The organism is Streptomyces sp. NPDC002853, from assembly GCF_053591915.1.
The window spans coordinates 71,194-92,410 of sequence record NZ_JBSFUS010000012.1 but is presented as its reverse complement, the minus strand read 5'-3'; the positions used below and the strand labels follow the sequence as shown (position 1 = coordinate 92,410).

The following is a 21,217-nucleotide window of genomic DNA, read 5'->3' as shown; positions in this document are numbered from 1 at the left end:
CCGCGTGAGTGTCGTCGTCGGCGGCCTCGCCGCGTCGGATGGTTCGCCCATTGGCCGTCCATCGCCCGTCGCCCCCCTCGCGTCTGCTGTCTCGTCCCCGGCGCCGACGAACTCTCCACGGCGCAGCCCCTGTCGGGACGATACACCAGTCTCGTCACTCAGGGACATAGCTTCTCTACGCTCCGTGACTGTCGGAGGTGTTGTGGACACGGGGCGCACACAAACAGGTGCGGAGTGTGCTCGAACGGTCCCGGAGTGATCGTGACTTGGTGGCCTACTCGGTCGTCAGGACGACGTTGCCGAGGGGTTCCCCGGCCACGTAACGGGTCAGCTGGGCGGCGAGCAGGCGCTTGGCGCGTGGCTGGAAGGCGGAGGTCGATCCGCCCACGTGCGGGCTGATGAGCACTCCAGGAGCCTGCCACAGGGGGTGACCTGCGGGCAGCGGTTCCGGGTCGGTGACATCGAGGGCGGCGGTGATCCGGCCGCTCTCCAGTTCGGCCAGCAGCGCCTTGGTGTCGACGACGGGGCCGCGCGCGACGTTCACGAGCAGTGCGCCGTCCTTCATGCGGGCCAGGAAGTCGGCCCCCACCAGGCCTCGGGTGGTGTCGGTGAGGGGCGTGGAGAGGATGACCACGTCGGCGTCGGGCAGCAGCGACGGCAGTTCGGCGAGCGGGTGCACGGGGCCGCGCTCCGTGGCACGGGCAGAGCGCGCGACGCGCGCCACCCGCGCGCACTCGAAGGGGGCGAGCCTGTCCTCGATGGCGGAACCGATCGATCCGTATCCGACGATCAGCACGGACTTGTCGGCGAGCGCGGGGTAGAAGCCGGACCGCCAGTCCTCCTGCCGCTGTCCTTCGACGAACCGGGGGATGCCCCGCAGCGACGCGAGGACCAGGGCGAGCGTCAGCTCTGCCGTACTGGCCTCGTGCACCCCCTTGGCATTGCACAACTGCACGCCGGGCGCCAGGAATCGGAGTCCGGAGCGCATCTGGTCGACGCCCGCGGAGAGCGTCTGTACGGCGCGTACGGATGTCATCTCCGGCAGCGGTCGTACGGCGACCTCAGGACCCTTCAGATAAGGCACCACATAGAACGCGCAGTCGGCCGGGTCCGCTGGGAAGTCCGGGCCGCCGTCCCAGAAGCGGTAGTTGATCCCCGCTTCGGCCGCCCGGGGCAGGCCTTCGATCTCGTCCTCGGCATAAGGGAGCCATACATCTGTCGTCATGGTCAGGAGGCTAATGCGCGGAGGCCGCACGCCGTGTGGAGGGAGGCAGAGGTTACGTTGGGGGCCGCTCGGACATGAGGTGGGAGGGCACGGCCAGGTGGACCGCAGGACGATCGGCGCCGCAGCGCTCGAGGTGGGTGCGGTCGGGCTCGGCTGCATGCCGATGAGCTGGGCGTACACCGGCTCACGGCAGCGGGGCGAGGAGTCGCTGCGCACCGTGCACGCCGCGCTCGACCAGGGCTCGACCCTCCTCGACACCGCGGACATGTACGGGCCGTTCACCAACGAACTCCTTGTGGGCAGGGCGTTGAAGGAGCGGCGGGCCGAGGCCTTCGTGTCCACCAAGTGCGGGCTGTTGGTGGGCGAGCAGCACATCGTCGCCAACGGCCGCCCCGGTTATGTGAAGCGGGCCTGCGACGCGTCGCTGCGGCGGCTGCAGACCGAGACGATCGACCTGTACCAACTGCATCGCGCCGATCCCGAGGTGCCTGTCGAGGAGACGTGGGGCGCGATGGCCGAGCTCGTCGCCGCCGGGAAGGTACGGGCGCTGGGGCTGTGCGCGGTGGGGGCGCGGGCCTCGCGGCGCGAGGGCAGGGGGTTGCACGAGGGGACGATCCGGCAGCTGGAGCGGATCCAGCAGGTCTTTCCGGTCAGCGCCGTGGAGGCGGAGCTCTCGGTGTGGTCGCGCGAGGCTCTGGAGACGCTGCTGCCGTGGTGTGCGGCGCGTGGGATCGGCTTCCTCGCGGCGATGCCGCTGGGGAACGGTTTCCTCACGGGGACGCTGACGCCGGGGCAGGGCTTCGAGCCGGACGATCTGCGGGCCCGGCACCCGCGTTTCACCGCCGAGATGATGGCCGCCAACCAGCCGCTGGTGGTGGGCCTGCGCCGGGTGGCCGAGCGGCATGGGGCGACCCCCGCGCAGGTGGCGCTGGCGTGGGTGCTCGCGCAGGGCCGCGATGTGGTGCCGATCCCGGGGGCCAAGCGGGAGCGGTGGGCGGTGCAGAACGCGGGGGCCGCGGAGGTGCGGCTGACCGGGGCGGACCTGGCCGAGATCGCGGCGCTGCCGTCGGCGATGGGATCCTGGGAGTGACGTCCGCTCGTCAGTGAGGTCCGCTCGTCGGATACGGCCGCGCGTCTGTGCCGGTCGTGAGTCGGTGGAGCGGGGTTGGGAACCTGCGGGGGCCGAGCGGTGTATGAACAGTAGAAGCGCTGCGTCGAAGGGAACCTGATCGTGCAACGACCTGCTGTCACGGCCGCATTGGCTGCCGCCGCCCTCGTGCTCACGGCCGGTTGCTCGTCCGGGGGCTCGGACACGCCGGACAACGGAAAGAGCGCCGAGTCCGGCCCCGCGAAGTCGGAGGGGGCGGACGGGACGCCCTCGAGCAAGTCGCGGGCCGGCGACGCCCCGCCGGAAAAGGGTTCGGCCTCGGTCACCAAGACACTCACCGAGAACCTGAAGTCACCATGGGGTCTGGCGCCGCTGCCGGGCGGGGACCTGCTGGTGTCCTCGCGCGACGAGGGGACCATCACCCGCGTCGACGGCGAGACGGGCAAGAAGACGGAGCTGGGCGAGGTCCCCGGCGTCTCCCCTGCGGGCGAGGGCGGCCTGATGGGCCTGGCCGTCTCTCCCTCATACGCATCGGACCACATGGTCTACGCGTACTTCACCACCGAGTCGGACAACCGCATCAGCCGCATGTTGTACGACGAGAAGAAGCCCTCCGGCAAGCAACTGGGCGCGCCCGACACGGTTTTCAAGGGCATCCCCAAGGGCGTGGTCCACAACGGCGGCCGGATCGCCTTCGGCCCGGACAAGATGCTGTACGCGGGCACGGGCGAGACAGGTGACACCGGTCTGGCGCAGGACAAGAAGTCGCTGGGCGGCAAGATCCTGCGCCTGACCGCGGACGGAGACCCGGCCCCCGGCAACCCCTTCGACGACTCCCCCGTCTATTCGTACGGCCACCGGAACGTGCAGGGACTGGCCTGGGACGAGGAGAAGCGGCTCTGGGCGGCGGAGTTCGGCCAGGACACCTGGGACGAGCTGAACGAGATCAAGGCCGGCGACAATTACGGCTGGCCGGAGGTGGAGGGCAAGGGCGACGAGGAGGGCTACAACGACCCGGTGGCCCAGTGGAAGACCTCGGACGCCTCTCCCAGCGGCATCGCCTACGCCGAGGGGTCGGTCTGGATGGCGGGCCTGCGCGGCGAGCGCCTCTGGCGCATCCCGGTGCGCGGCGTGGAGGGCACCGTGGAGCCGCAGTCCTTCCTGGAGGGCAAGCACGGCCGCCTGCGCACGGTCGTCGCCGCGGGCAAGGACAAGCTCTGGCTGGTGACGAACGAAACGGATTCCCGGGGCACCCCGGAGAAGGGGGACGACAAGATCCTTGAGGTGAAGGTGAAGTAGGTGAAGGCGAAGCAGGGGTGAAGCAGGACGCGGGGCTAGCGCTCGTGCGCGGTGTCCGCCGGGGAGTCCGCCCCGGTGTCCGGGGTCGTGTCGCCGGCCTTGGCGGGAGCGGCCACGTCGGCCGATCCCTGAATCGGCTGCTGGGGCACCCTCACCACCACCTTGCCGGAGGTCAGGTCTATGGGGCCACGGCTCGGGTCGCCGTCGGCCACGTCGACCCGGCTCAGCTCCAGCCGCTTCTGCTCGTCGTCCGTGTGTTTGCGGCCGGGCTGGAAAAGCTCGATCGGGTTGAACACTGCGCCTCCTGGCGGCCGGGTTCCTCCTTCCAGCGTAAGCGAGCGCCCGCGAAACCCTTCGGAGACGGGAAAGCGCAGGTCAGCCCGTGGACTGGACGCGTTCCGCGGGGAACAGGCGCAGGCGGTGGGCCAGGGCCGCCGCCTCGCCCCGGCCGGCGACGCCCAGCTTGGCGAGGATGTTGGAGACGTGGACGCTCGCCGTCTTCGGGGAGATGAAGAGCTCCTCGGCGATCTGACGGTTGCTGCGGCCCGCGGCGACACGGCGGAGCACGTCGCGCTCCCGGCTGGTGAGGCCGAGTGCCTCGGCGGGGTCGACCGGCGTGAGGTGCGGGTTCGCGGTGTGGTGAGCGTCCTCGTTCAGGACGAGGCGGGCACGCTGGGCGAGCCCGGCGACGGACTCGGCGAGGGGCCGGGCCCGCAGCCCCTCGGCAGCCTCGAGTGACTGCCGCAGCAGCCCGGCGGCGCGCTCGCGATCCGCGTCGGTGCCCGTCCCCGCGGTGCTGGCGAGGAGGGACTCGGCGAGGCGGAGGCGGACCCGGGCCAAGTCGTAGGGGCGGCCGAGGGGTTCGAACGCGGTGACCGTGGCGGACCAGTCGTCGGGGGTGTCGCGGTCCTCGGCGCGCAGGAGTTCCGCGCGTACCCACTTCTCGTGGGCGACCCAGACCGGCACGGGTGAGGGGAGGTTCTTGGCGACCCGGCGGATGCTGTCGATGGCCTCGGCCCGGCCGGGCTCGGCGGCGGGCAGGCCGCGCGTATCGGCCTCCGAGGTGGCGGCGGCGAGCAGCACGAGCCAGGTGTAGCGCTGGGTGCCGGGCGGGAAGCCCACGGCCAGGGCCCGTTCGAGTTCGGCGCGGGCCTCGGCGACGCCGGCCGCGCGGTCGGGGTCGGCGGCCGCGATGCCGATGGCGGCGGTGACCATGGGCAGGGAGTACTGCGGCATGAGGTCGTGCGAGCCGTAGTGCGCGCGGGCCGTGGCCAGTTGGGCGGCGGCTTCGCCCATGTCACCGCGGCCGAGGGCGACGGAGGTGATCTGCAGGGCCGCGCCGCCCCGCGGTTTGACGCTGAGCGCACCGCGGCGGGCCGCCTCTGACGCGTCGACGGCCTCGTCCCAACGGCCCAGCGAGACAAGGGTCTCCGCCTTGTTGACCTGGACCCAGCTCTCGGTGTCCGTGAGGCCGTACTTCCGGCAGAGCGCGAGGCCCTGATCGCTGACCTCCAGGGATTCGAGGGAGCGGCCCGCTCCTTCGAGCACGGACGGCAGGTTGACGTGGATGTGCGGGATGCGGGAGACGAGGCCGGGCGGCGCCACGCAGCGGTCCCGCACCTCGTACATCTCCGCGAGGCCCTGCTCGACGTCGCCCGCGTCGACCATGAGGCCGCCGAGGATGAGCCGGGCGTTGAGTTCGATCTCCTCGGCCTTGACCATCCGGGCGTATTCGACGGCGCGTTGGGCCGCGGCCAGGGTCTCCGCGCCGGGGTTGTGGAGCATGCCCCAGGAGGCGACGTTCGTGAGGACCTCGGCGTGCACCTCGGACGGCGGCAGGCCGCGGACCAGGTCCTGCGCGGTGGCGATCTCCGCCCAGCCGTCGCCGCGGGCGAGCGTCGAGGTGAGCCGGGAGCGCTGGATCCAGAACCAGGCGGCGCGCAGGGGGTCCTGCTCCTCCTCGAGGAGCCGCAGCGCACGCTTGGTGATCTTCAGGGCGCGTTCCCGCTCCCCGCAGAGGCGGCCCGCGACGGCGGCCTCCGCCATGAGATCGAGGTAGCGCAGAGGGGTGGTGGCGGGGTCGCAGCCGCAGGGAGGGTAGACCTCGGCGTAGTCGAGGGGGCGCAGCGCGAGGCGGATGTCCTCGGGGGCGTCGTCCCACAGTTCCATCGCCCGTTCGAGGAGGCGCAGTTGCTCGGAGTACGCGTAGCGGCGGCGGGCCTCGACGGAGGCCCGCAGGACCGCGGGGAGCGCCTTCGCCGCGTCGTGTGCGTGGTACCAGTAGCTGGCGAGGCGGGCGGCGCGCTGGTCGGCGGCGACGAGTGAGGGGTCGGCCTCGAGGACCGTGGCGAAGCGGCGGCTGATACGGGAGCGCTCGCCGGGCAGCAGGTCGTCGCCCACGGCCTCGCGCACCAGGGAGTGCCGGAAGCGGTAGCCGTCCCCGTCGGGCGACGGCAGCAGGATGTTGGCGCCGACGGCGGCCCGCAGCGCCTCGATCAGGTCGTCCTCCGCCAGCCCCGCGACGGCGGCGAGCAGCGGGTACTCGACGGTCGAGCCGCCCTCGGCGACGATCCTGGCCACGCGCTGGCTGTCCTCGGGCAGCTCTTCGACGCGTACGAGCAGGAGGTCGCGCAGGGAATCCGTGAGGCTCGCGCAGCTGCCGCCGTGCGAGGCGACCGCGAGCTCCTCGACGAAGAAGGCGTTGCCGTCCGAGCGGTCGAAGATGTCGTCCACCAGGGTCTGCGCGGGCTCGGCGCTGAGGATTCCCGCCATCTGGCGGGCGACCTCGCCCTTGCTGAAGCGGGACAGTTCGATGCGCCGCACCGTGCGCAGGCGGTCGAGTTCGGCCAGGAGCGGGCGCAGCGGGTGGCGGCGGTGGATGTCGTCGGCGCGGTACGTCGCGACGACGACGAGGCGGCCGCTGCGCAGCGTGCGGAAGAGGTAGGCGAGGAGGTGGCGGGTGGAGGCGTCGGCCCAGTGCAGGTCCTCCAGGGCGAGGACCACCGGGCGGTCGGTGGCCAGGCGCTCAAGGAGGCGGACTGTCAGCTCGAAGAGGCGGGCCATGCCTTCCTCGTCGTGATGCGCGTCGGTGCCACGGCGGCGCTGCGGTGCCTCGCCGAGTTCGGGCAGGAGCCGGGCGAGCTCGCCCTCCTGGTCGGCGGCAGCGGCGTCCACCTCGTCGGGCAGCTGGCGGCGCAGGGAGCGCAGGGCGCTGGAGAAGGGGGCGAAGGGCAGGCCGTCCGCGCCGATCTCGACGCAGCCGCCGAGGGCGACGACCGCCCCTTCCGCGCACGCGGCCGCCGTGAACTCCTCGATGAGGCGGGTCTTGCCGACACCGGCCTCGCCGCCGAGCAGCAACGCCTGCGGCTCGCCCGTGCCGGGGGTCGTCCCCTTGGCACGGGCGAGTGCGTCTTTCAGTACGCCCAGCTCGTCGGAACGGCCGACGAACACGGGGCTTACGGACCTGGTCTCCACAGCGGTGAGCATTGCACAGAGTGAGTGCTTGGTGGCAGCGGATATCCCGAGGGCAGAAACCGGGGCTCCGTTCGCCCCCGCCGCGCTCATCACGCGGCCCGGGAGAAGCGGCTTCTCCACTGGGCCTCGCTCACCCGCCCCTCGGTTCCTTGGCGGGCGGAGCGGCGGGCGGCGCGGGCCGCCTTGGCCTGGCGGGCCTCGCGCAGGAGGCGGCGGCGGTCGGCCTCACGGATGAGGTCGGCGGCGCGCAGCTGGTGCATCTCGTACTCGAACATGAGAACTCCCTGGCTTTGACTGGCTTCTGGCCGGCTGCCGACTGGCTGCTGCCTTCGTTCTGACCGCTACTTTCGTCTGCCAGGGAGGGGTGGCACATCGGGAGAGTGCCGCATCTTGAGGGGTTGGGGGGCCTTAGGAGGGTGGGAGGGGGCCTTAGGGCTCTCGTTCCTCAGGTACGCAAAAACGCCGGAGGGGCTGCGATGCAGCCCCTCCGGCGTTCTGAGTACCCAGCGCGCCATCAACTCGTCGACGGCAGCCCGTAAATCAGGTCCGAGTACTTGGCGATGGCCAGCAGCAGGCCGATGACGCCCAGGGCGACACCCGCCCACGCGATCGACTTGATCCACGGTGCCTGCACCTGGTCGGGCGCACCGAACGCGGGCCTGACAAGGACGACGAACCCGACGACCAGCGCGGCGAGCGCGAAGGCTCCGGCGATCAGCGCCGTGACCTGCCAGGAGTCGGCGTACAGGGCCTGGACCTGGTCAGCGACACCAGCCGACTGGTTCTTCTGCAACTCCAGCTGCCCGACGATGTTCGAACGAGCCGCGGCGACCGTGCCGAGCCAGCCGCCGGACAGGCCGATCACGCCGAGAGCGGCGGAGACGACGGCCGCGGCGCCCTGGAACACGCCGGTGGACTTGGCCGGAGCGACCTCTTCCACCACGACGAGCTCATCGGCGTCGTCGGCGTCATCGGCCTCGACGGCGTCCGCCTTGGTGGCGTCCACCTTCGTGACGTCCTTGGTGTCAGCGGTGTCCGCGGCCTCCGGCTCTGCGGGCTTCGCGGCCGCCTCGGCCGCGGTCTCGTCCTCTGTCTTAGTTCCCATGCCCCGCACCGTACGGACGGAGTCTGAGAGCTTTCTTAACGAGCCGCCGAGTCCCCGGCACCCGCTGTGTCACGTGCCTCTCGCGCCTTGCGCCACTCCGGCGCGAGCACCGACCACACCTCCATGTCGTGCCGCACTCCCTGCCAGGGGAAGCTCTCCCGCAGCACGCCGTCCTTGGTCATCCCGAGCCGCTCGGCCACCGCCTTGCTGCGGTCGTTGGCCGTGGAGACCAGCCACTCCACGCGGTGCATGCCGCGCTGGTCCACGGCCCAGTCGATGAGGATCCGGCTCGCCTTGGTGATCAGACCGCGCCCGGCGGCCGAGGGCTCCAGCCAGACGCCCACCTCGCAGCTCTCCATGGCCGTGTCGAAGATCCGGAAGAGCACTCCCCCGACGAGCGTGCCGTCCAGCCAGATGCCGTACAGGCGCCCCGTGTCGGCGGCCTGCCTGTCCGCGAACATCTGAAGCAGCTCCCGGGCCGAACCGAGGTCCTTCGTCCGCACGGTCAGGGGCACCCACGGCCCCGCGTACTCGCGCGCACGCTCCACGTGCGCGAGGAACTCCTCCGCCTGCCACGGTTCGATCGGCCGCAGCTCAGCGCCCTCGCCCAGCGATATCGCGAACATCCCGCTCCTTCAGTCCGTCCGGCAGTACGGGGATCCTCGCACCGGGGACGGAATTACTCGACCGACATTCCGGCGGCTCGATGCTGATGCGCGGGAGCCAGCGGTCGACGCCACGCGGCAGCCACCAGTTGGCGCCGCCGAGCATGTGCATCAGGGCGGGCACGAGCAGCGTGCGCAGGACGAAGGCGTCAAGGGCGACCGCGGCGGCGAGGCCGATGCCGAACATCGCGATGACCCGGTCGCCGCTCAGGACGAAGGCGAGGAAGACCGAGATCATGATGACGGCCGCGGAGTTGATCACGCGGCTGGTCTCGGCGAGGCCGACGCGGACGGCCCGCCGGTTGTCACCGGTCTCCAGCCACTCCTCGTACATCCGGCTGACCAGGAAGACCTGGTAGTCCATGGAGAGCCCGAAGAGGACCGACACCATGATCACGGGCAGGAAGGGTTCGATCGGTCCTGCCGAGCCGAGTCCGAGCAGCTCGCTCCCCCAGCCCCACTGGAAGATCGCGACGACGACCCCGAAGGCGGACGCCACCGCCGCCACGTTCATCGCGGCGGCCTTCAGGGGGATGCCGATGGACCGGAAGGCGAGCAGCAGCAGGACGCAGCCGAGGCCGATGACCACGCCCACGAAGAGCGGCAGCTTGCCGACGATGATCTCCGCGAAGTCGTCGTAGCTCGCCGTGACACCGCCGACCTGAAGGTCGAGCGAGGTGTCGGCCTCGGCCCGCGGAAGCACGTCGTCGCGCAGCCGGTCGACGAGGTCGCTGGTCCGCTGCGACTGGGGGGACGAGTCCGGCAGGACGGTGACGTGGGCGACCGTGCCGTCGGCGCCGTACGTGACGGGGCTGACGGAGGCGACGCCCTGGGTCGATTGGAGGGTGTCGCCGAGGTTGGTGAGGGCGAGCCGGTCGCCCGCTCCGTCGACGTCCGTGACGAGCGTGAGGGGGCCGTTCACGCCGGGGCCGAAGCCGTCCGCGAGCAGGTCGTAGGCCTGCCGGGTGGTGGCGGAGGCCGGGTTGTTGCCCTGGTCGGACGTGCCCAGGTGCAGGGAGAGCGTGGGCAGGGCGAGCAGCGCCATCACGGCGACGGCGACGCCGCCGAGCAGCTTCGGGTGCCGCTCGACGAAGGCGGACCAGCGGGCGGCGAGCCCGGTGGGCAGCTCCGGTGCCGGGCCGTGTTCGGCGAGGGCACGGCGCTCGCGGCGGCTGAGCGCGCGCGGTCCGATCCAGGACAGGAGCGCGGGCAGCAGGGTCACCGAGGCGGCGACGGTGAGGAGCACGGTCAGCGATCCCGCGATGGCGACGCCGTTGAGGAAACTGAGCCGCAGGATGAGCATGCCGAGCAGCGCGATGCACACCGTGGCGCCCGCGAAGACGACCGCGCGCCCGGTGGTGGCGACCGCGCGTTCGGCGGCGACGGCCACCGGAAGGCCCTGCTTGAGGCCCTTGCGATGTCTGGTGACGATGAACAGCGCGTAGTCGATGCCGACGCCGAGCCCGATCAGCGTGCCCAGCATCGGCGCGAAGTCGGCGACGGTCATGACGTGCCCGAGCAGCACGATGCCCGCGTACGCCGTGCCGACCGACACCAGCGCCGTGGCGATGGGCAGGATCGAGGCGGCGAGCGAGCCGAAGGCGAGGAAGAGCACCACGGCGGCGACGGCGACCCCGACGATCTCGGCGGTCTGCGCGCTCTTGGACTCGGTGAGGGCGACGGCGCTGCCGCCGAGCTGGACGTCCAGGCTGTCCGAACCGGCGGCCTTCGCGGTGTCGACGAGGGCCTGCGCGTCCGCCTTGTCGATGGCGTCGGCCTGTGCGTGGAAGGTGACGGTCGCGTACGCGATGCGCGCGTCGTCGCTGATCTGGGCGGCGCCTCGCTCCCCGTACGGACTGCTGACGGAGGCCACCGCCGGCATCTTCTCGATCTTGTCGAGGGCGCCGGTCATCGTCTGCTCGACGTCGGCGGCGCGCACCGTCGTGCCCGCCTCGGTCCGCCAGACGACGGTGTTGCTGTCGCCGCCGAGACCCTCGAACCCCTCGTTCAGGAGCTCGGTCGCCCGGCCGGACTCGGTGCCCGGCACCTCGTAGTCGTTCGAGTACGCGGACCCGGCGAGCGCCGCGGCACTCGCGGCACCGGAGAGGGTGATGAGCCAGAGCAGTACTGCGAGGAGGCGGTGCTTCACACACCACCGTGCGAGTGCTGCCACTGACCGGCTCCCTGGGATGGTTCGTGGATCTTTATCGGGAACAGTCGTGAATGAACTGAACAGCCCGCAAAGAACGCATGAGCGACGACATATGCGCCAGAGACACTTTGACAGGGCCTGGAGATCGTTGGTCCGGTTCGTGGGTTTCCTCACAAGGGCACAAAAGGTGTGCGAGGCCCCACCGGGACCTCGCACACCCTGAGAACTGAGGGCTTCAGCCCGATACGCTCGCGCGTCCGTTCTCTATGTGCCCCATCAGACGGCGCCGAAAGGCGGGCTCGCCCGCGGACGTGACCTGGAAGTCGTACCAGCCGTGCTCGTCGTCCGTGTGCCAGGCGATCGTGCGGCTGCTGCCCGCCTTCACCCGGACGGTCCTGGTGCGCTTCCTGACGTCGTCCTCGTCCACGTAACCGAGCGGCTTGACCGTGAAGACGAGCTCCTTGCGCCCCCGGTTGGCCAGCGTCACGTGGAGCTCACGGCGGGTGATCGCGGAAGCGAGCTGCGCGCCCCCGTCCTTGCCGCCCGCGAACTCGCGCCGGAAGCCGTTCGGCCCCGTGACCGTGAAGGCGTACGCGTCCTTGGCCACCGGCACGGTCCAGGAACCCTCGCGCACGACGTCCTGGTGCTGCGGGACCGCGAACTCGCCGGCGTACGGATAGAGCGCGAAGTGCGCGCTGGAACGCCCGCCGTTGCGCAGCCGCACGGAGAGGGCGCCGTCACGCCCCGGCTTCACGTAGGCGTCGGGCTGGTAGGGCAGCGGGCGGGCGCGGCGGCTGCCCGGCTCCTGGACCGGCATGGACTGCTTCAGGGGCGGCTGCGGGGACCAGCGGCCGCTGAACTCCGGGATGGCGCCGGGCTGTTCGACCTCGGGCTGCCGGTGGCCGCGCTTGAAGTCGAAGGCGCCGGTGAGGTCGCCGGTGACCTTGCGGCGCCAGGCGCTGATGTTGGGTTCCTTGACGCCGGTCCACTTCTCCAGGAAGCGCACGACAGAGGTGTGGTCGAAGACCTCGGACGTGACGTAGCCGCCGACGGTCCAGGGCGAGACGACGAGCATGGGGACGCGCACGCCGAGGCCGGTGGGCTTCCCCTCCCAGCGCTCCTCCTGGTCCTCGGGGGAGTCGGTGCCGGGCACGGGCGGCGGGACGTGGTCGAAGAAGCCGTCGTTCTCGTCGTAGTTGATGAAGACGGCGGTGCGCCGCCAGACCTCGGGGTGCGAGGCGAGGGCGTCGAGGACCTTGTAGACGATGGTCGCGCTGTGGATCGGCGAGGAGACGCTGGGGTGCTCGGAGTCCAGGGCGGACGGCACCAGGTAGCTGACCTTCGCGAGCTTGCCGCCCGCGACGTCCTTGGCGAACTCCTCGGCGAGCTTGCCGGTGGGCACGCGCCGCAGGCCGCGCTCGAACAGCGACTTCTCCGCCTTGGTGAGGGTGGCGACGCCCTCCTCCAGGGTGGCGAGCAGCTTCGCGCGCTCGGCCTCGTCCTTGGCGTCGCGCACCTTGGCGTAGAAGGCCTCCATGAAGGTCAGGCCGGTCTTGGCGAGGACCTTGCGGGCGATGGTCTTGAAGGTGGTGAAGAACTCGATCTGGTTGTCGGTGAAGTTCTCCCACTCCGTGTACGTCTGCCAGCTCACGCCCGCCTTCTCCAGGCGCTCGGCGTACGTCCCCCAGTCGTAGCCGGGGTGCTTGCCCTCGTCGTACGCGTCGTTGCCGACGGCGCGCTTGCCGTTCGCCTCGTAGCCCGTCCTGCCGCTCCACAGGTGGTTGCGGTTGGGGCTCGTGGAGGTGTGGACGGACGAGTGGTAGGCGTCGCAGACGGTGAAGGTGTCGGCGAGTTCGTAGTGCAGCGGGATGTCGTCGCGCGTGTAGTACGCCATCGTCGCGGCGGTCTTGGCGGTGATCCAGCCGTCGTTCCAGCCGTCGTGCCAGGCCTTGGCGCCGCCGCTCCAGGAGTGGTCGAGGGCGCCGATGTACTGCAGGTCCTTCTTCTGCGCCGCCGCGGCCTCGCGGACGGGGAAGGGCATGACGGTGCGCAGCGCGCCCGGCTGCTCGAACACGGACTTGCCGCTCGGGAGCCGGATGGCGTTGCGGTCGCCGAAGCCGCGTACGCCGCGCAGGGCGCCGAAGTAGTGGTCGAAGGACCGGTTCTCCTGCATCAGGATGACGACGTGCTCGATCGAGTCGAGCCCGCCGCTGCCGGGTTTGTGCCGGTCCTGTGCCAACGCCTGCTGCAAGGACGGCGGCAGGAAGGATCCGGCGGCGGCGACGCCGAGTGCGCCACCGCCGACTGCCATCAGCCGCCTGCGTGAAATCTCCGGGGACACGTAACGACCTCCAGTCGACAGCCAATGGTTCTCTGCTGATCCATTGACCTGCTCCGCCGGGACGGTAGTGAAGTCTGGTTTCCCTGTGAAGACTTGGGGACGAAGTCGACGTGAACGGCTGTACGAGGCAGCGGGGACCGGTGCTCAGGCGCCGATCCGCAGCCCCGCCCAGAGGGCCACGGTGGACGCGGCGAGCGTGAGGGGCACGGTCAGCAGACCGAGGCGGGTGAAGGTCCCCAACTCGGCGTCCGTGCCGTGGTCGTGCAGGATGCGGCGCCACAGCAGGGTGGCCAGCGAGCCGACGTACGTCAGGTTGGGGCCGATGTTGACGCCGATCAGCGCGGCGAGGACGGGGCCGGGACCGGCGGGCGCGACGGCGGGCAGGAGGGCCAGGATCGCGGGCAGGTTGTTGATCAGGTTGGCGAGTACGGCGGCGACGGCCGCCACGGCGAGCAGCGCGGGCAGCGAGTCGCCGTCCGGCAGGATCCACTCGATGCCGGAGCCGAGGCCGTTGTCGACGACCGCCTTGACGACGATGCCGAGCGCGAGCACGAACAGGCAGAACAGCGGACTCGCGGAGCGGACGAGTGCGGTGGCGCTCGTACGTTTGCGCAGCAGCGCGCGGCCCGCGAGCACCGCGGCCCCCGCGAGAGCTGCCCACAGGGGTTCGAGGCCCGCGAGCGAGGTGCCGACGAACCCGGCGAGCGTGAGGCCGAGGACGGTGAGGGTGAACACCGGCACGGGCGTCGGCTCGGTCTCCTTGGGCTCCAAGGCGCCCGCGTCCAGATCGGCGGCGAAGTACCGCCGGAAGGCGACGTACTCGATCCCGATGGCGACCAGCCACGGCAACGCCATGAGCAGCGCGAACCGCGTGAAGCTCAGCCCGCCGGCGGTGAGGGCGAGGAGGTTGGTGAGATTCGAGACCGGCAGCAGGAGCGACGCCGAGTTGGCCAGGTGGGCGGTGGCGTAGACGTGCGGGCGCGGTCTGGCCCCGACGCGGGCGGCGGTGGCGAAGACGACCGGCGTGAGCAGGACAACGGTGGCGTCCAGGCTCAGCACGGCGGTGATCGCCGCGGCCACCCCGAAGACCCCGCCGAGCAACGCCCTGGTCCGCCCACCGCAGAGCCTGGCGACGAGATCCCCGGCGGCGGCGAAGAGGCCGTCGTCGGCGCAGAGTTGAGCGAGCACGAGGACGGCGGCAAGGAACCCCACGACCGGCAGCAGGCTCTTGACCTCGGCGAGCGCGTGCTCCGGCGAGACGGCCCCGAGCCCCACGACGATCCCGGCGGCGGGCAGCGCGGCGGCGGCCTCCGGCCACTTCTTGGGCCGTATGACGGCAAACGCGAGCACGGCGAGCAGCAGGCCGACGGAGAGGATCTCGGCGGGGAGGGTGTTCAGGGGAGGCTCCGGGGCCCGGTGGGGGGGCGAACAGCACCCCGCCCACCCACTCGATCGCTCCGGGGCAATCGGGTGGGTGGGCGCGGGGCAGATCCGCCGCGAAGCGGCGGTTCAGGCCGTACCGGCGAGAGGGCTCAGCCCTCCACGCCCAGCTTCTGAAGGATCAGCTCCTTGACGCGGGCGGCGTCGGCCTGACCCCTGGTGGCCTTCATGACCGCGCCAACCAGTGCACCCGCCGCAGCGACCTTGCCACTGCGGATCTTGTCCGCGACCCCGGGGTTACCGGCGATCGCTTCCTCCACGGCAGTGGACAGCGCGCCCTCGTCCGAGACGACCTTCAGGCCCCGCTTCTCGACGACCTCGTCCGGCGTGCCCTCACCGGCGAGGACGCCCACGAAGACCTGCCGGGCCAGCTTGTCGTTCAGGTCGCCCTTGGCGACGAGCTCGGCGACCCTGGCGACCTGCGCCGGGGTGACCGGGAGCTCGTCGAGCGCCTTGCCCGACTCGTTGGCACCGCGGGCCAGTTCGCCCATCCACCACTTGCGCGCGGCGGCCGAGTCGGCCCCCGCCTCGATCGTGGCGACGATCGGGTCGACCGCACCCGCGTTCAGGATCGACTGCATGTCGTGCTCCGAGACACCCCACTCCTCGCGGAGGCGGTTACGGCGCACGCGCGGCATCTCGGGGAGGCCGGCCCGCAGCTCCTCGACCCACGTACGGGCCGGGGCGACGGGGACGAGGTCGGGCTCCGGGAAGTACCGGTAGTCCTCGGCGTTGTCCTTGATGCGGCCCGACGTCGTGGAGCCGTCCTCCTCGTGGAAGTGACGGGTCTCCTGGATGATCGTGCCGCCGCCGTTCAGGACGGCCGCGTGACGCTGGATCTCGAAGCGCGCCGCACGCTCCACGGAGCGGAGCGAGTTGACGTTCTTCGTCTCCGAGCGCGTGCCGAACTCCTCGCGCCCGTGCGGACGCAGCGAGAGGTTCACGTCGCAGCGCATCTGGCCCTTGTCCATCCGGGCCTCGGACACGTCGAGCGCCTTGATGACCTCGCGCAGCTCGGCGACGTACGCCTTGGCGACCTCGGGAGCCCGCTCGCCCGCACCCTCGATCGGCTTGGTGACGATCTCGATGAGCGGGATGCCGGCGCGGTTGTAGTCCAGGAGCGAGTGCGAGGCGCCGTGGATACGGCCCGTCGCGCCACCGACGTGCGTGGACTTGCCGGTGTCCTCCTCCATGTGGGCGCGCTCGATCTCCACGCGGAAGACCTCGCCGTCCTCCAGCTGGACGTCCAGATAGCCGTTGAAGGCGATCGGCTCGTCGTACTGAGAGGTCTGGAAGTTCTTCGGCATGTCCGGATAGAAGTAGTTCTTCCGGGCGAAGCGGCACCACTCGGCGATCTCGCAGTTCAGCGCGAGACCGATCTTGATGGCGGACTCGACGCCGATCTCGTTGACGACCGGCAGCGCGCCGGGCAGTCCGAGACAGGTCGGGCAGGTCTGGCTGTTGGCGTCCTGCTTGAGCTCGGTGGAGCAACCGCAGAACATCTTGGTCTTGGTGCCCAGCTCGACATGGACCTCAAGGCCCATGACGGGGTCGTACGTCGCGAGGGCATCCTCGTACGACACCAGGTCAGTCGTGACAGTCACGGTGAAACTTTCCCTCTCAACCCAGCAGGACGTCGTCGTCGCCGAGCTTCTTCAGCTCGCGATAGAGCAGAGCAAGACCGGTGACGATGGCGGCGGCGGAGACAGCGGCGTCGATGAGACGGAGCGTGTCGTTCTCCTTGCGGGCCAGCCTGGCCTGCTTGACGACGGAGATCGCGCCGAAGGCGGTGGTGCCCATCGACAGGTACGCGCCGGGCTTCGACTTCCTGAAACCCTGGGCCTTGGCGGTCATAGGACTCATAGTGACGGTGCCTCCTCAAGCAGCGGGTGACCCCACTTTTGCACGAAGGCTGCCTCTACGGCGGCTCCCACCTTGTAAAGGCGGTCGTCCTTCATGGCGGGGGCGATGATCTGCAGTCCGACGGGCAGGCCGTCCTCCGGTGCGAGACCGCAGGGCAGCGACATGGCGGCGTTGCCGGCCATGTTCGACGGGATGGTGCACACGTCCGCGAGGTACATCGCCATCGGGTCGTCGGCGCGCTCGCCGATCGGGAAGGCGGTGGTGGGCGTCGCGGGCGAGACGATCACGTCGACCTGCTCGAAGGCCTTCTCGAAGTCCTTCGTGATCAGGGTGCGGACCTTCTGGGCGCTTCCGTAGTACGCGTCGTAGTAGCCGGAGCTCAGTGCGTACGTGCCCAGGATGACGCGGCGCTTGACCTCGTCGCCGAAGCCGGCCTCGCGGGTCAGCGCGGTGACGTCCTCGGCGGACTTCGTGCCGTCGTCGCCGACGCGCAGGCCGTAGCGCATGGCGTCGAAGCGGGCCAGGTTGGACGAGCACTCGCTCGGCGCGATCAGGTAGTACGCGGAGAGCGCCAGGTCGAAGGACGGGCAGTCCAGCTCGACGATCTCGGCGCCGAGCTCCTTGAGCAGGGCGACCGACTCCTGGAAGCGCTGGACGACACCGGCCTGGTAGCCCTCGCCCGCGAACTGCTTCACGACACCGACGCGCATGCCCTGTACGGAGCCGTTGCGCGCCGCCTCGACGACCGCCGGGACCGGGGCGTCGATGGACGTCGAGTCGAGCTCGTCGTGCCCGGCGATGGCCTCGTGCAGGAGGGCCGCGTCCAGGACGGTGCGGGCGCAGGGCCCGCCCTGGTCCAGGGAGCTGGAGAAGGCGACCATGCCGTAGCGCGAGACGCCGCCGTAGGTGGGCTTGACGCCGACCGTGCCGGTGACGGCCGCGGGCTGGCGGATGGAGCCGCCGGTGTCCGTGCCGATGGCGAGGGGGGCCTCGTACGACGCGAGGGCGGCGGAGGAGCCGCCGCCGGAGCCGCCGGGGATGCGGGTGAGGTCCCACGGGTTGCCGGTGGGGCCGTACGCGCTGTTCTCGGTGGAGGACCCCATGGCGAACTCGTCCATGTTGGTCTTGCCGAGGATGACGACGTCGGCTTCCTTCAGCCTGCGCGTGACGGTCGCGTCGTACGGCGGGATCCAGCCCTCGAGGATCTTGGAACCGACCGTGGTCGGTACGCCCTCGGTGGTGAAGATGTCCTTGAGCGCGAGCGGGACGCCGGCCAGCGGGCCGAGCTTCTCGCCGTTCTCCCGCTTGGCGTCGACGGCGCGGGCCTGCGCGAGGGCGCCCTCTCGGTCGACGTGCAGGAAGGCGTGCACCTTCTCGTCGACGGCCTCGATGCGGGCGAGGTGGGCCTCGGTGACCTCGACGGCCGTCAGCTCGCCGGAGGCGACCTTCGCGGCGATGTCGGCGGCCGTGAGCCTGATGATGTCGATCTTGCTGTCCGTCATGGTGGTTAGTCCTCCCCCAGGATCTGCGGCACCTTGAAACGCTGCTGCTCTTGGGCCGGGGCGCCGGAGAGCGCCTGCTCGGGGGTGAGCGACGGACGGACCTCGTCCGCGCGCATGACGTTCGTCAGCGGCAGCGGGTGGGAGGTCGGCGGTACGTCTTGGTCGGCGACCTCGGAGACGCGGGCGACCGCGCCGATGATGTCGTCGAGCTGTCCGGCGAAGTGGTCGAGCTCCTCGTCCTTCAGCTCAAGACGTGCTAGGCGGGCGAGGTGGGCGACCTCCTCGCGCGTAATGCCAGGCATGCGGCGATCCTCTGGGGGTGAGTGTGTGGTTTGTGGCCCCAATCCTATGGGGCCACACCCCATGCCCGTGAAACGGATTGCCCCGGCCGGGCCGGGGCGCTGTCTCGCGGCGTCCGCCCCGGCCTACTTCGCGATGTCGGCCCCGGCCTCGGCGGCCGCCGCTGCGGCCGCCTCCTCGGCTGCGACATCCACCGGGCGGCGCCACCCACGGGAGCCCCGGGCCCGCAGCCAGGCGGTGGTCTCGTCCGGCGGCATCGCGGCGGCGACCAGCCAGCCCTGCACCGCGTCGCACCCCAGGTCGCGCAACCGCTCCCACGTCTCGTCGTCCTCGACGCCCTCGGCGACGACGAGCAGGCCGAGGGAGTGCGCGAGGTCGACCGTGCAGCGGACGATCTCCGCGTCCTCGTTGTCGACGGCCAGCCGCGCGACGAACGAGCGGTCGATCTTCAGCTCGCTCACCGGCAGCCGCCGCAGGTGCACCAGGGACGAGTACCCCGTGCCGAAGTCGTCCAGCGACATCTTGACGCCATGGCCGGTCAGGCCGGCGAGTGTGTCCGCGGCCCGCTGCGGGTCCTCCAGGAGGACGTGTTCCGTTATCTCCAGTTGGAGCGCTCCCGCGGGGACTCCGTGGCGGGCCAGGCGTGCGGCGACGGCGCCCGCGAAGCCGGGCGTGTGCACGTCACGCGGCGAGACGTTCACGGCGACGGGGACCTTGAGGCCCATCGCCTGCCACTTCGCCACCTGGCAGAGGGCCGTCTCCAGGACGTACTCCGTGAGGTGCGGCATGAGGCCGGAGGACTCCGCGATGGCGATGAACTCGTCCGGCGGCACCTTCCCGCGCTCGGGATGCACCCAGCGCACCAGCGCCTCCAGCCCGGCCACCCGTCCGTCGAACTGGACCTTCGGCTGGTAGTGGAGCTCCACGTCGCCCGCGTCGAGCGCCCGGCGCAGATCGCCCAACAGGCCCAGGCGGTCGGGGGTGTTGGAGTCCCGCTTGGACTCGTACACCTCGACGCCCGTGCGGTCCCGCTTGGCCTGGTACATCGCGACGTCCGCCCGGCGGAGCAGTCCTTCGGCGTCCATGGCGTGGTCGGGGAAGACGGCGAGTCCGGCGCTGGCCTCCAGGACCAGCGACAGGCCGTCGAGGTCGAGGGGTGAGCCGAGGGCGGCGACGAGGGACCGTGCCACGCGGGTGGCGGACGTCGTGGAGTCGGCGACGGGCAGCAGGACGGCGAACTCGTCACCGCCGAGCCGCGCGGCCTCCGCACCGCGCGGCAGGGCGAGCCGCAGCCGGTCGGCGATCTGCAGCAGTAAACGGTCGCCCGCGAGGTGACCGAGGGTGTCGTTCACCGACCGGAAGCGGTCCATGTCGATCAGCATCAGGGCCGACCGGGCCCCGATGCGCTCGGCGTCGTCCAGTGCCGTCCAGGTCCGTTCGAGGAGCCACTGGCGGTTGGGCAGGCCGGTGAGCGGGTCGCGCAGCTGCTCCTCGGCCCTGGCCCGCGCTATCCACAGCGTCGAGTCGAGCGCGACGAGAGGGATCGCGAAGAGCGGCAGCAGTATGGGCGTCGAGGCGGCGACCACGCAGATCAGCGGCGCGATGCCGAGCAGCGCGACGCCGACGAGTCCTTGCCGGACCAGGGCCGTACGGGTGACCGTGGGCAGGGCGCCGGTGCGCGGCGCGTGGACGTACCAGAGCAGGACGCGGGTGACCACGAGGTAGGCCGCGGCGGCGAGGGCCACCTCGGGGGCGGAGTACAGGTCCCAGGTCTCGGGCAGCCAGGGCGACTCGGTCGTCGGGGCGGTGCCGAACGCGGCCATGGCGAGCGCGCCCGCGCCGATGCCGAGGATGTCGACCGCGCCGTGCAGGATGCCCTGGCGCCAGCGGTGGCGGCGCGCGACGCCGACGAGGACGACGACGGTGAGGCTGACCATTCCGGCGGGCACCCAGCCGTACAGCAGGAGCACGGCGACCGTGAGCGCGCCGCCCGATCCCGTGCCGCCCCACCAGCGGTCGCGGCCGAGCGCCACGAGATGGCCGACGATGAGCCCCGTGAGGATGGCGAGGGACCAGCCGACCGTGCCGGAGGGGAACAGGTCGCCCCGTCCGGTGAAGGCGTGGAAGAAGCCCGTGCCGAGCACCACCGCGGCGATCGTCACGACGACAACCGGAAGCACCGGCCAGGGGTCGCGATCGCCCGATCCGTCATCCGGGCCGTGTGCCTCGGCGCCGCGCCAGAGCGGCCTGCGGCGTCCCTCGACGCCCGTCTGGGTGGAACAGGGCCCCGCGTCCCGCCCGCCCGCGCTCTCCCCCACACCGAGCTCCTGCGTGCCGTACCCGCCGACGGTGCTCCATGCGCGTTCGCGCCGCTCAACTGCCGTGCTCGGGACGGCGGGGCGCTCTCTGTCCGCTTCGCGCGTCCCCCGTGCCGCTCTGCGTCCGCTGAGCCACGCGCCCGGTCCGCGCCGCAGGCGCGCGCGCAGCCGGGAGTCCGGTGCGGCGCTCTCGGTCGGTTCCATTCCCGTCCCTCTCACAGCCGGCGGTGCCCAAGCCACGCGGACTCGCTCCAGAAGTCAGCCGCGTCTGAAACTCCTTCCCCGTGCTCCCAATGAGCAGGGGATACCCCAATCGCAGCGGGGCACGGCAGGCGCACACCTCAACAGTAGGCCGCAGAAGGCTTCTACGGGCAGCGGTCCACAACGGTTGCCCGAATGCGACCCGGCCACCCGTATGCATCTGG

At 71.2% G+C, this 21,217-nt stretch carries 16 protein-coding genes; 2 read left to right on the top strand and 14 right to left on the bottom strand.

All coding sequences use genetic code 11. The annotated features are described in order from the left end of the window. Nucleotides 1-274 precede the first annotated feature (274 nt). Entirely contained in the window at nucleotides 275-1,225 is a 951-nt protein-coding gene (locus ACWD02_RS31000) for a 2-hydroxyacid dehydrogenase (protein WP_451216230.1), read from the bottom strand. A gap of 97 nt (nucleotides 1,226-1,322) precedes the next feature. On the opposite strand from ACWD02_RS31000, the gene ACWD02_RS30995 reads away from it, so the two are divergent. Then, nucleotides 1,323-2,315, top strand: a complete 993-nt coding sequence (locus ACWD02_RS30995) for an aldo/keto reductase (protein WP_451216227.1) — start codon at nucleotides 1,323-1,325, stop codon at nucleotides 2,313-2,315. A gap of 135 nt (nucleotides 2,316-2,450) precedes the next feature. Continuing rightward, the gene (locus tag ACWD02_RS30990; RefSeq protein ID WP_451216804.1) at nucleotides 2,451-3,632 is read left to right on the top strand and encodes a PQQ-dependent sugar dehydrogenase; all 1,182 of its coding nucleotides are present in this window, start codon (nucleotides 2,451-2,453) and stop codon (nucleotides 3,630-3,632) included. A gap of 35 nt (nucleotides 3,633-3,667) precedes the next feature. Here ACWD02_RS30990 and ACWD02_RS30985 read toward each other — a convergent pair whose 3' ends face one another. From ACWD02_RS30985 to ACWD02_RS30925, 13 genes are all read right to left on the bottom strand, one after another. Further along, nucleotides 3,668-3,928: a DUF6191 domain-containing protein gene (locus ACWD02_RS30985; RefSeq protein WP_451216224.1), complete on the bottom strand. Its 261-nt coding sequence runs from the start codon at nucleotides 3,926-3,928 to the stop codon at nucleotides 3,668-3,670. 79 nt (nucleotides 3,929-4,007) lie between these two features. Then, nucleotides 4,008-7,118 (bottom strand): helix-turn-helix transcriptional regulator, encoded by a 3,111-nt coding sequence (locus ACWD02_RS30980; RefSeq protein WP_451216221.1) that lies wholly within the window; start codon nucleotides 7,116-7,118, stop codon nucleotides 4,008-4,010. Between the two features lie 77 nt (nucleotides 7,119-7,195). Then, nucleotides 7,196-7,381, bottom strand: a complete 186-nt coding sequence (locus ACWD02_RS30975; protein WP_451216218.1) for a hypothetical protein — start codon at nucleotides 7,379-7,381, stop codon at nucleotides 7,196-7,198. 239 nt (nucleotides 7,382-7,620) lie between these two features. Next, entirely contained in the window at nucleotides 7,621-8,211 is a 591-nt protein-coding gene (locus ACWD02_RS30970) for a hypothetical protein (RefSeq protein WP_451216215.1), read from the bottom strand. 35 nt (nucleotides 8,212-8,246) lie between these two features. After that, nucleotides 8,247-8,837 carry a GNAT family N-acetyltransferase gene (locus tag ACWD02_RS30965; RefSeq protein ID WP_451216212.1) on the bottom strand — a complete coding sequence of 197 codons (591 nt, stop codon included), beginning with the start codon at nucleotides 8,835-8,837 and terminating at the stop codon, nucleotides 8,247-8,249. Beyond that, on the bottom strand, nucleotides 8,806-11,049 hold the full coding sequence (locus ACWD02_RS30960) for an MMPL family transporter (RefSeq protein ID WP_451216209.1): 2,244 nt from the start codon (nucleotides 11,047-11,049) through the stop codon (nucleotides 8,806-8,808). Before ACWD02_RS30960 ends, ACWD02_RS30965 begins: the two co-directional genes overlap by 32 nt. A 214-nt stretch (nucleotides 11,050-11,263) precedes the next feature. Further along, complete coding sequence (locus tag ACWD02_RS30955) at nucleotides 11,264-13,369, bottom strand: phosphocholine-specific phospholipase C (protein WP_451216207.1); 2,106 nt, start codon at nucleotides 13,367-13,369, stop codon at nucleotides 11,264-11,266. Nucleotides 13,370-13,513: 144 nt separating this feature from the next. After that, the gene (locus tag ACWD02_RS30950) at nucleotides 13,514-14,767 is read right to left on the bottom strand and encodes an SLC13 family permease (RefSeq protein WP_451216801.1); all 1,254 of its coding nucleotides are present in this window, start codon (nucleotides 14,765-14,767) and stop codon (nucleotides 13,514-13,516) included. A 134-nt stretch (nucleotides 14,768-14,901) separates the two neighbouring features. Beyond that, nucleotides 14,902-16,413 (bottom strand): Asp-tRNA(Asn)/Glu-tRNA(Gln) amidotransferase subunit GatB, encoded by a 1,512-nt coding sequence (gene gatB / locus ACWD02_RS30945; RefSeq protein WP_451216204.1) that lies wholly within the window; start codon nucleotides 16,411-16,413, stop codon nucleotides 14,902-14,904. Between the two features lie 16 nt (nucleotides 16,414-16,429). Next, the gene (locus ACWD02_RS30940) at nucleotides 16,430-16,672 is read right to left on the bottom strand and encodes a hypothetical protein (RefSeq protein WP_451216201.1); all 243 of its coding nucleotides are present in this window, start codon (nucleotides 16,670-16,672) and stop codon (nucleotides 16,430-16,432) included. Then, nucleotides 16,669-18,174 (bottom strand): Asp-tRNA(Asn)/Glu-tRNA(Gln) amidotransferase subunit GatA, encoded by a 1,506-nt coding sequence (gene gatA, locus ACWD02_RS30935; protein ID WP_451216198.1) that lies wholly within the window; start codon nucleotides 18,172-18,174, stop codon nucleotides 16,669-16,671. Before gatA ends, ACWD02_RS30940 begins: the two co-directional genes overlap by 4 nt. A gap of 5 nt (nucleotides 18,175-18,179) precedes the next feature. Continuing rightward, nucleotides 18,180-18,476 carry an Asp-tRNA(Asn)/Glu-tRNA(Gln) amidotransferase subunit GatC gene (gene gatC, locus ACWD02_RS30930; protein ID WP_016642027.1) on the bottom strand — a complete coding sequence of 99 codons (297 nt, stop codon included), beginning with the start codon at nucleotides 18,474-18,476 and terminating at the stop codon, nucleotides 18,180-18,182. Between the two features lie 123 nt (nucleotides 18,477-18,599). Next, nucleotides 18,600-20,996, bottom strand: coding sequence for a putative bifunctional diguanylate cyclase/phosphodiesterase (locus ACWD02_RS30925; RefSeq protein ID WP_451216195.1), 2,397 nt, complete (start codon nucleotides 20,994-20,996; stop codon nucleotides 18,600-18,602). Nucleotides 20,997-21,217 lie beyond the last annotated feature (221 nt).

What these genes read in the sequence shown, in the direction of transcription:
- ACWD02_RS31000 (WP_451216230.1), bottom strand. Translation starts at nt 1,225, where the DNA reads ATGACGACAGATGTATGGCTCCCTTATGCCGAGGACGAGATCGAAGGC.
- ACWD02_RS30980 (WP_451216221.1), bottom strand. Translation starts at nt 7,118, where the DNA reads ATGCTCACCGCTGTGGAGACCAGGTCCGTAAGCCCCGTGTTCGTCGGC.
- ACWD02_RS30975 (WP_451216218.1), bottom strand. Translation starts at nt 7,381, where the DNA reads ATGTTCGAGTACGAGATGCACCAGCTGCGCGCCGCCGACCTCATCCGT.
- ACWD02_RS30970 (WP_451216215.1), bottom strand. Translation starts at nt 8,211, where the DNA reads ATGGGAACTAAGACAGAGGACGAGACCGCGGCCGAGGCGGCCGCGAAG.
- ACWD02_RS30965 (WP_451216212.1), bottom strand. Translation starts at nt 8,837, where the DNA reads ATGTTCGCGATATCGCTGGGCGAGGGCGCTGAGCTGCGGCCGATCGAA.
- ACWD02_RS30940 (WP_451216201.1), bottom strand. Translation starts at nt 16,672, where the DNA reads ATGAGTCCTATGACCGCCAAGGCCCAGGGTTTCAGGAAGTCGAAGCCC.
- gatA (WP_451216198.1), bottom strand. Translation starts at nt 18,174, where the DNA reads ATGACGGACAGCAAGATCGACATCATCAGGCTCACGGCCGCCGACATC.
- gatC (WP_016642027.1), bottom strand. Translation starts at nt 18,476, where the DNA reads ATGCCTGGCATTACGCGCGAGGAGGTCGCCCACCTCGCCCGCCTAGCA.
- ACWD02_RS30925 (WP_451216195.1), bottom strand. Translation starts at nt 20,996, where the DNA reads ATGGAACCGACCGAGAGCGCCGCACCGGACTCCCGGCTGCGCGCGCGC.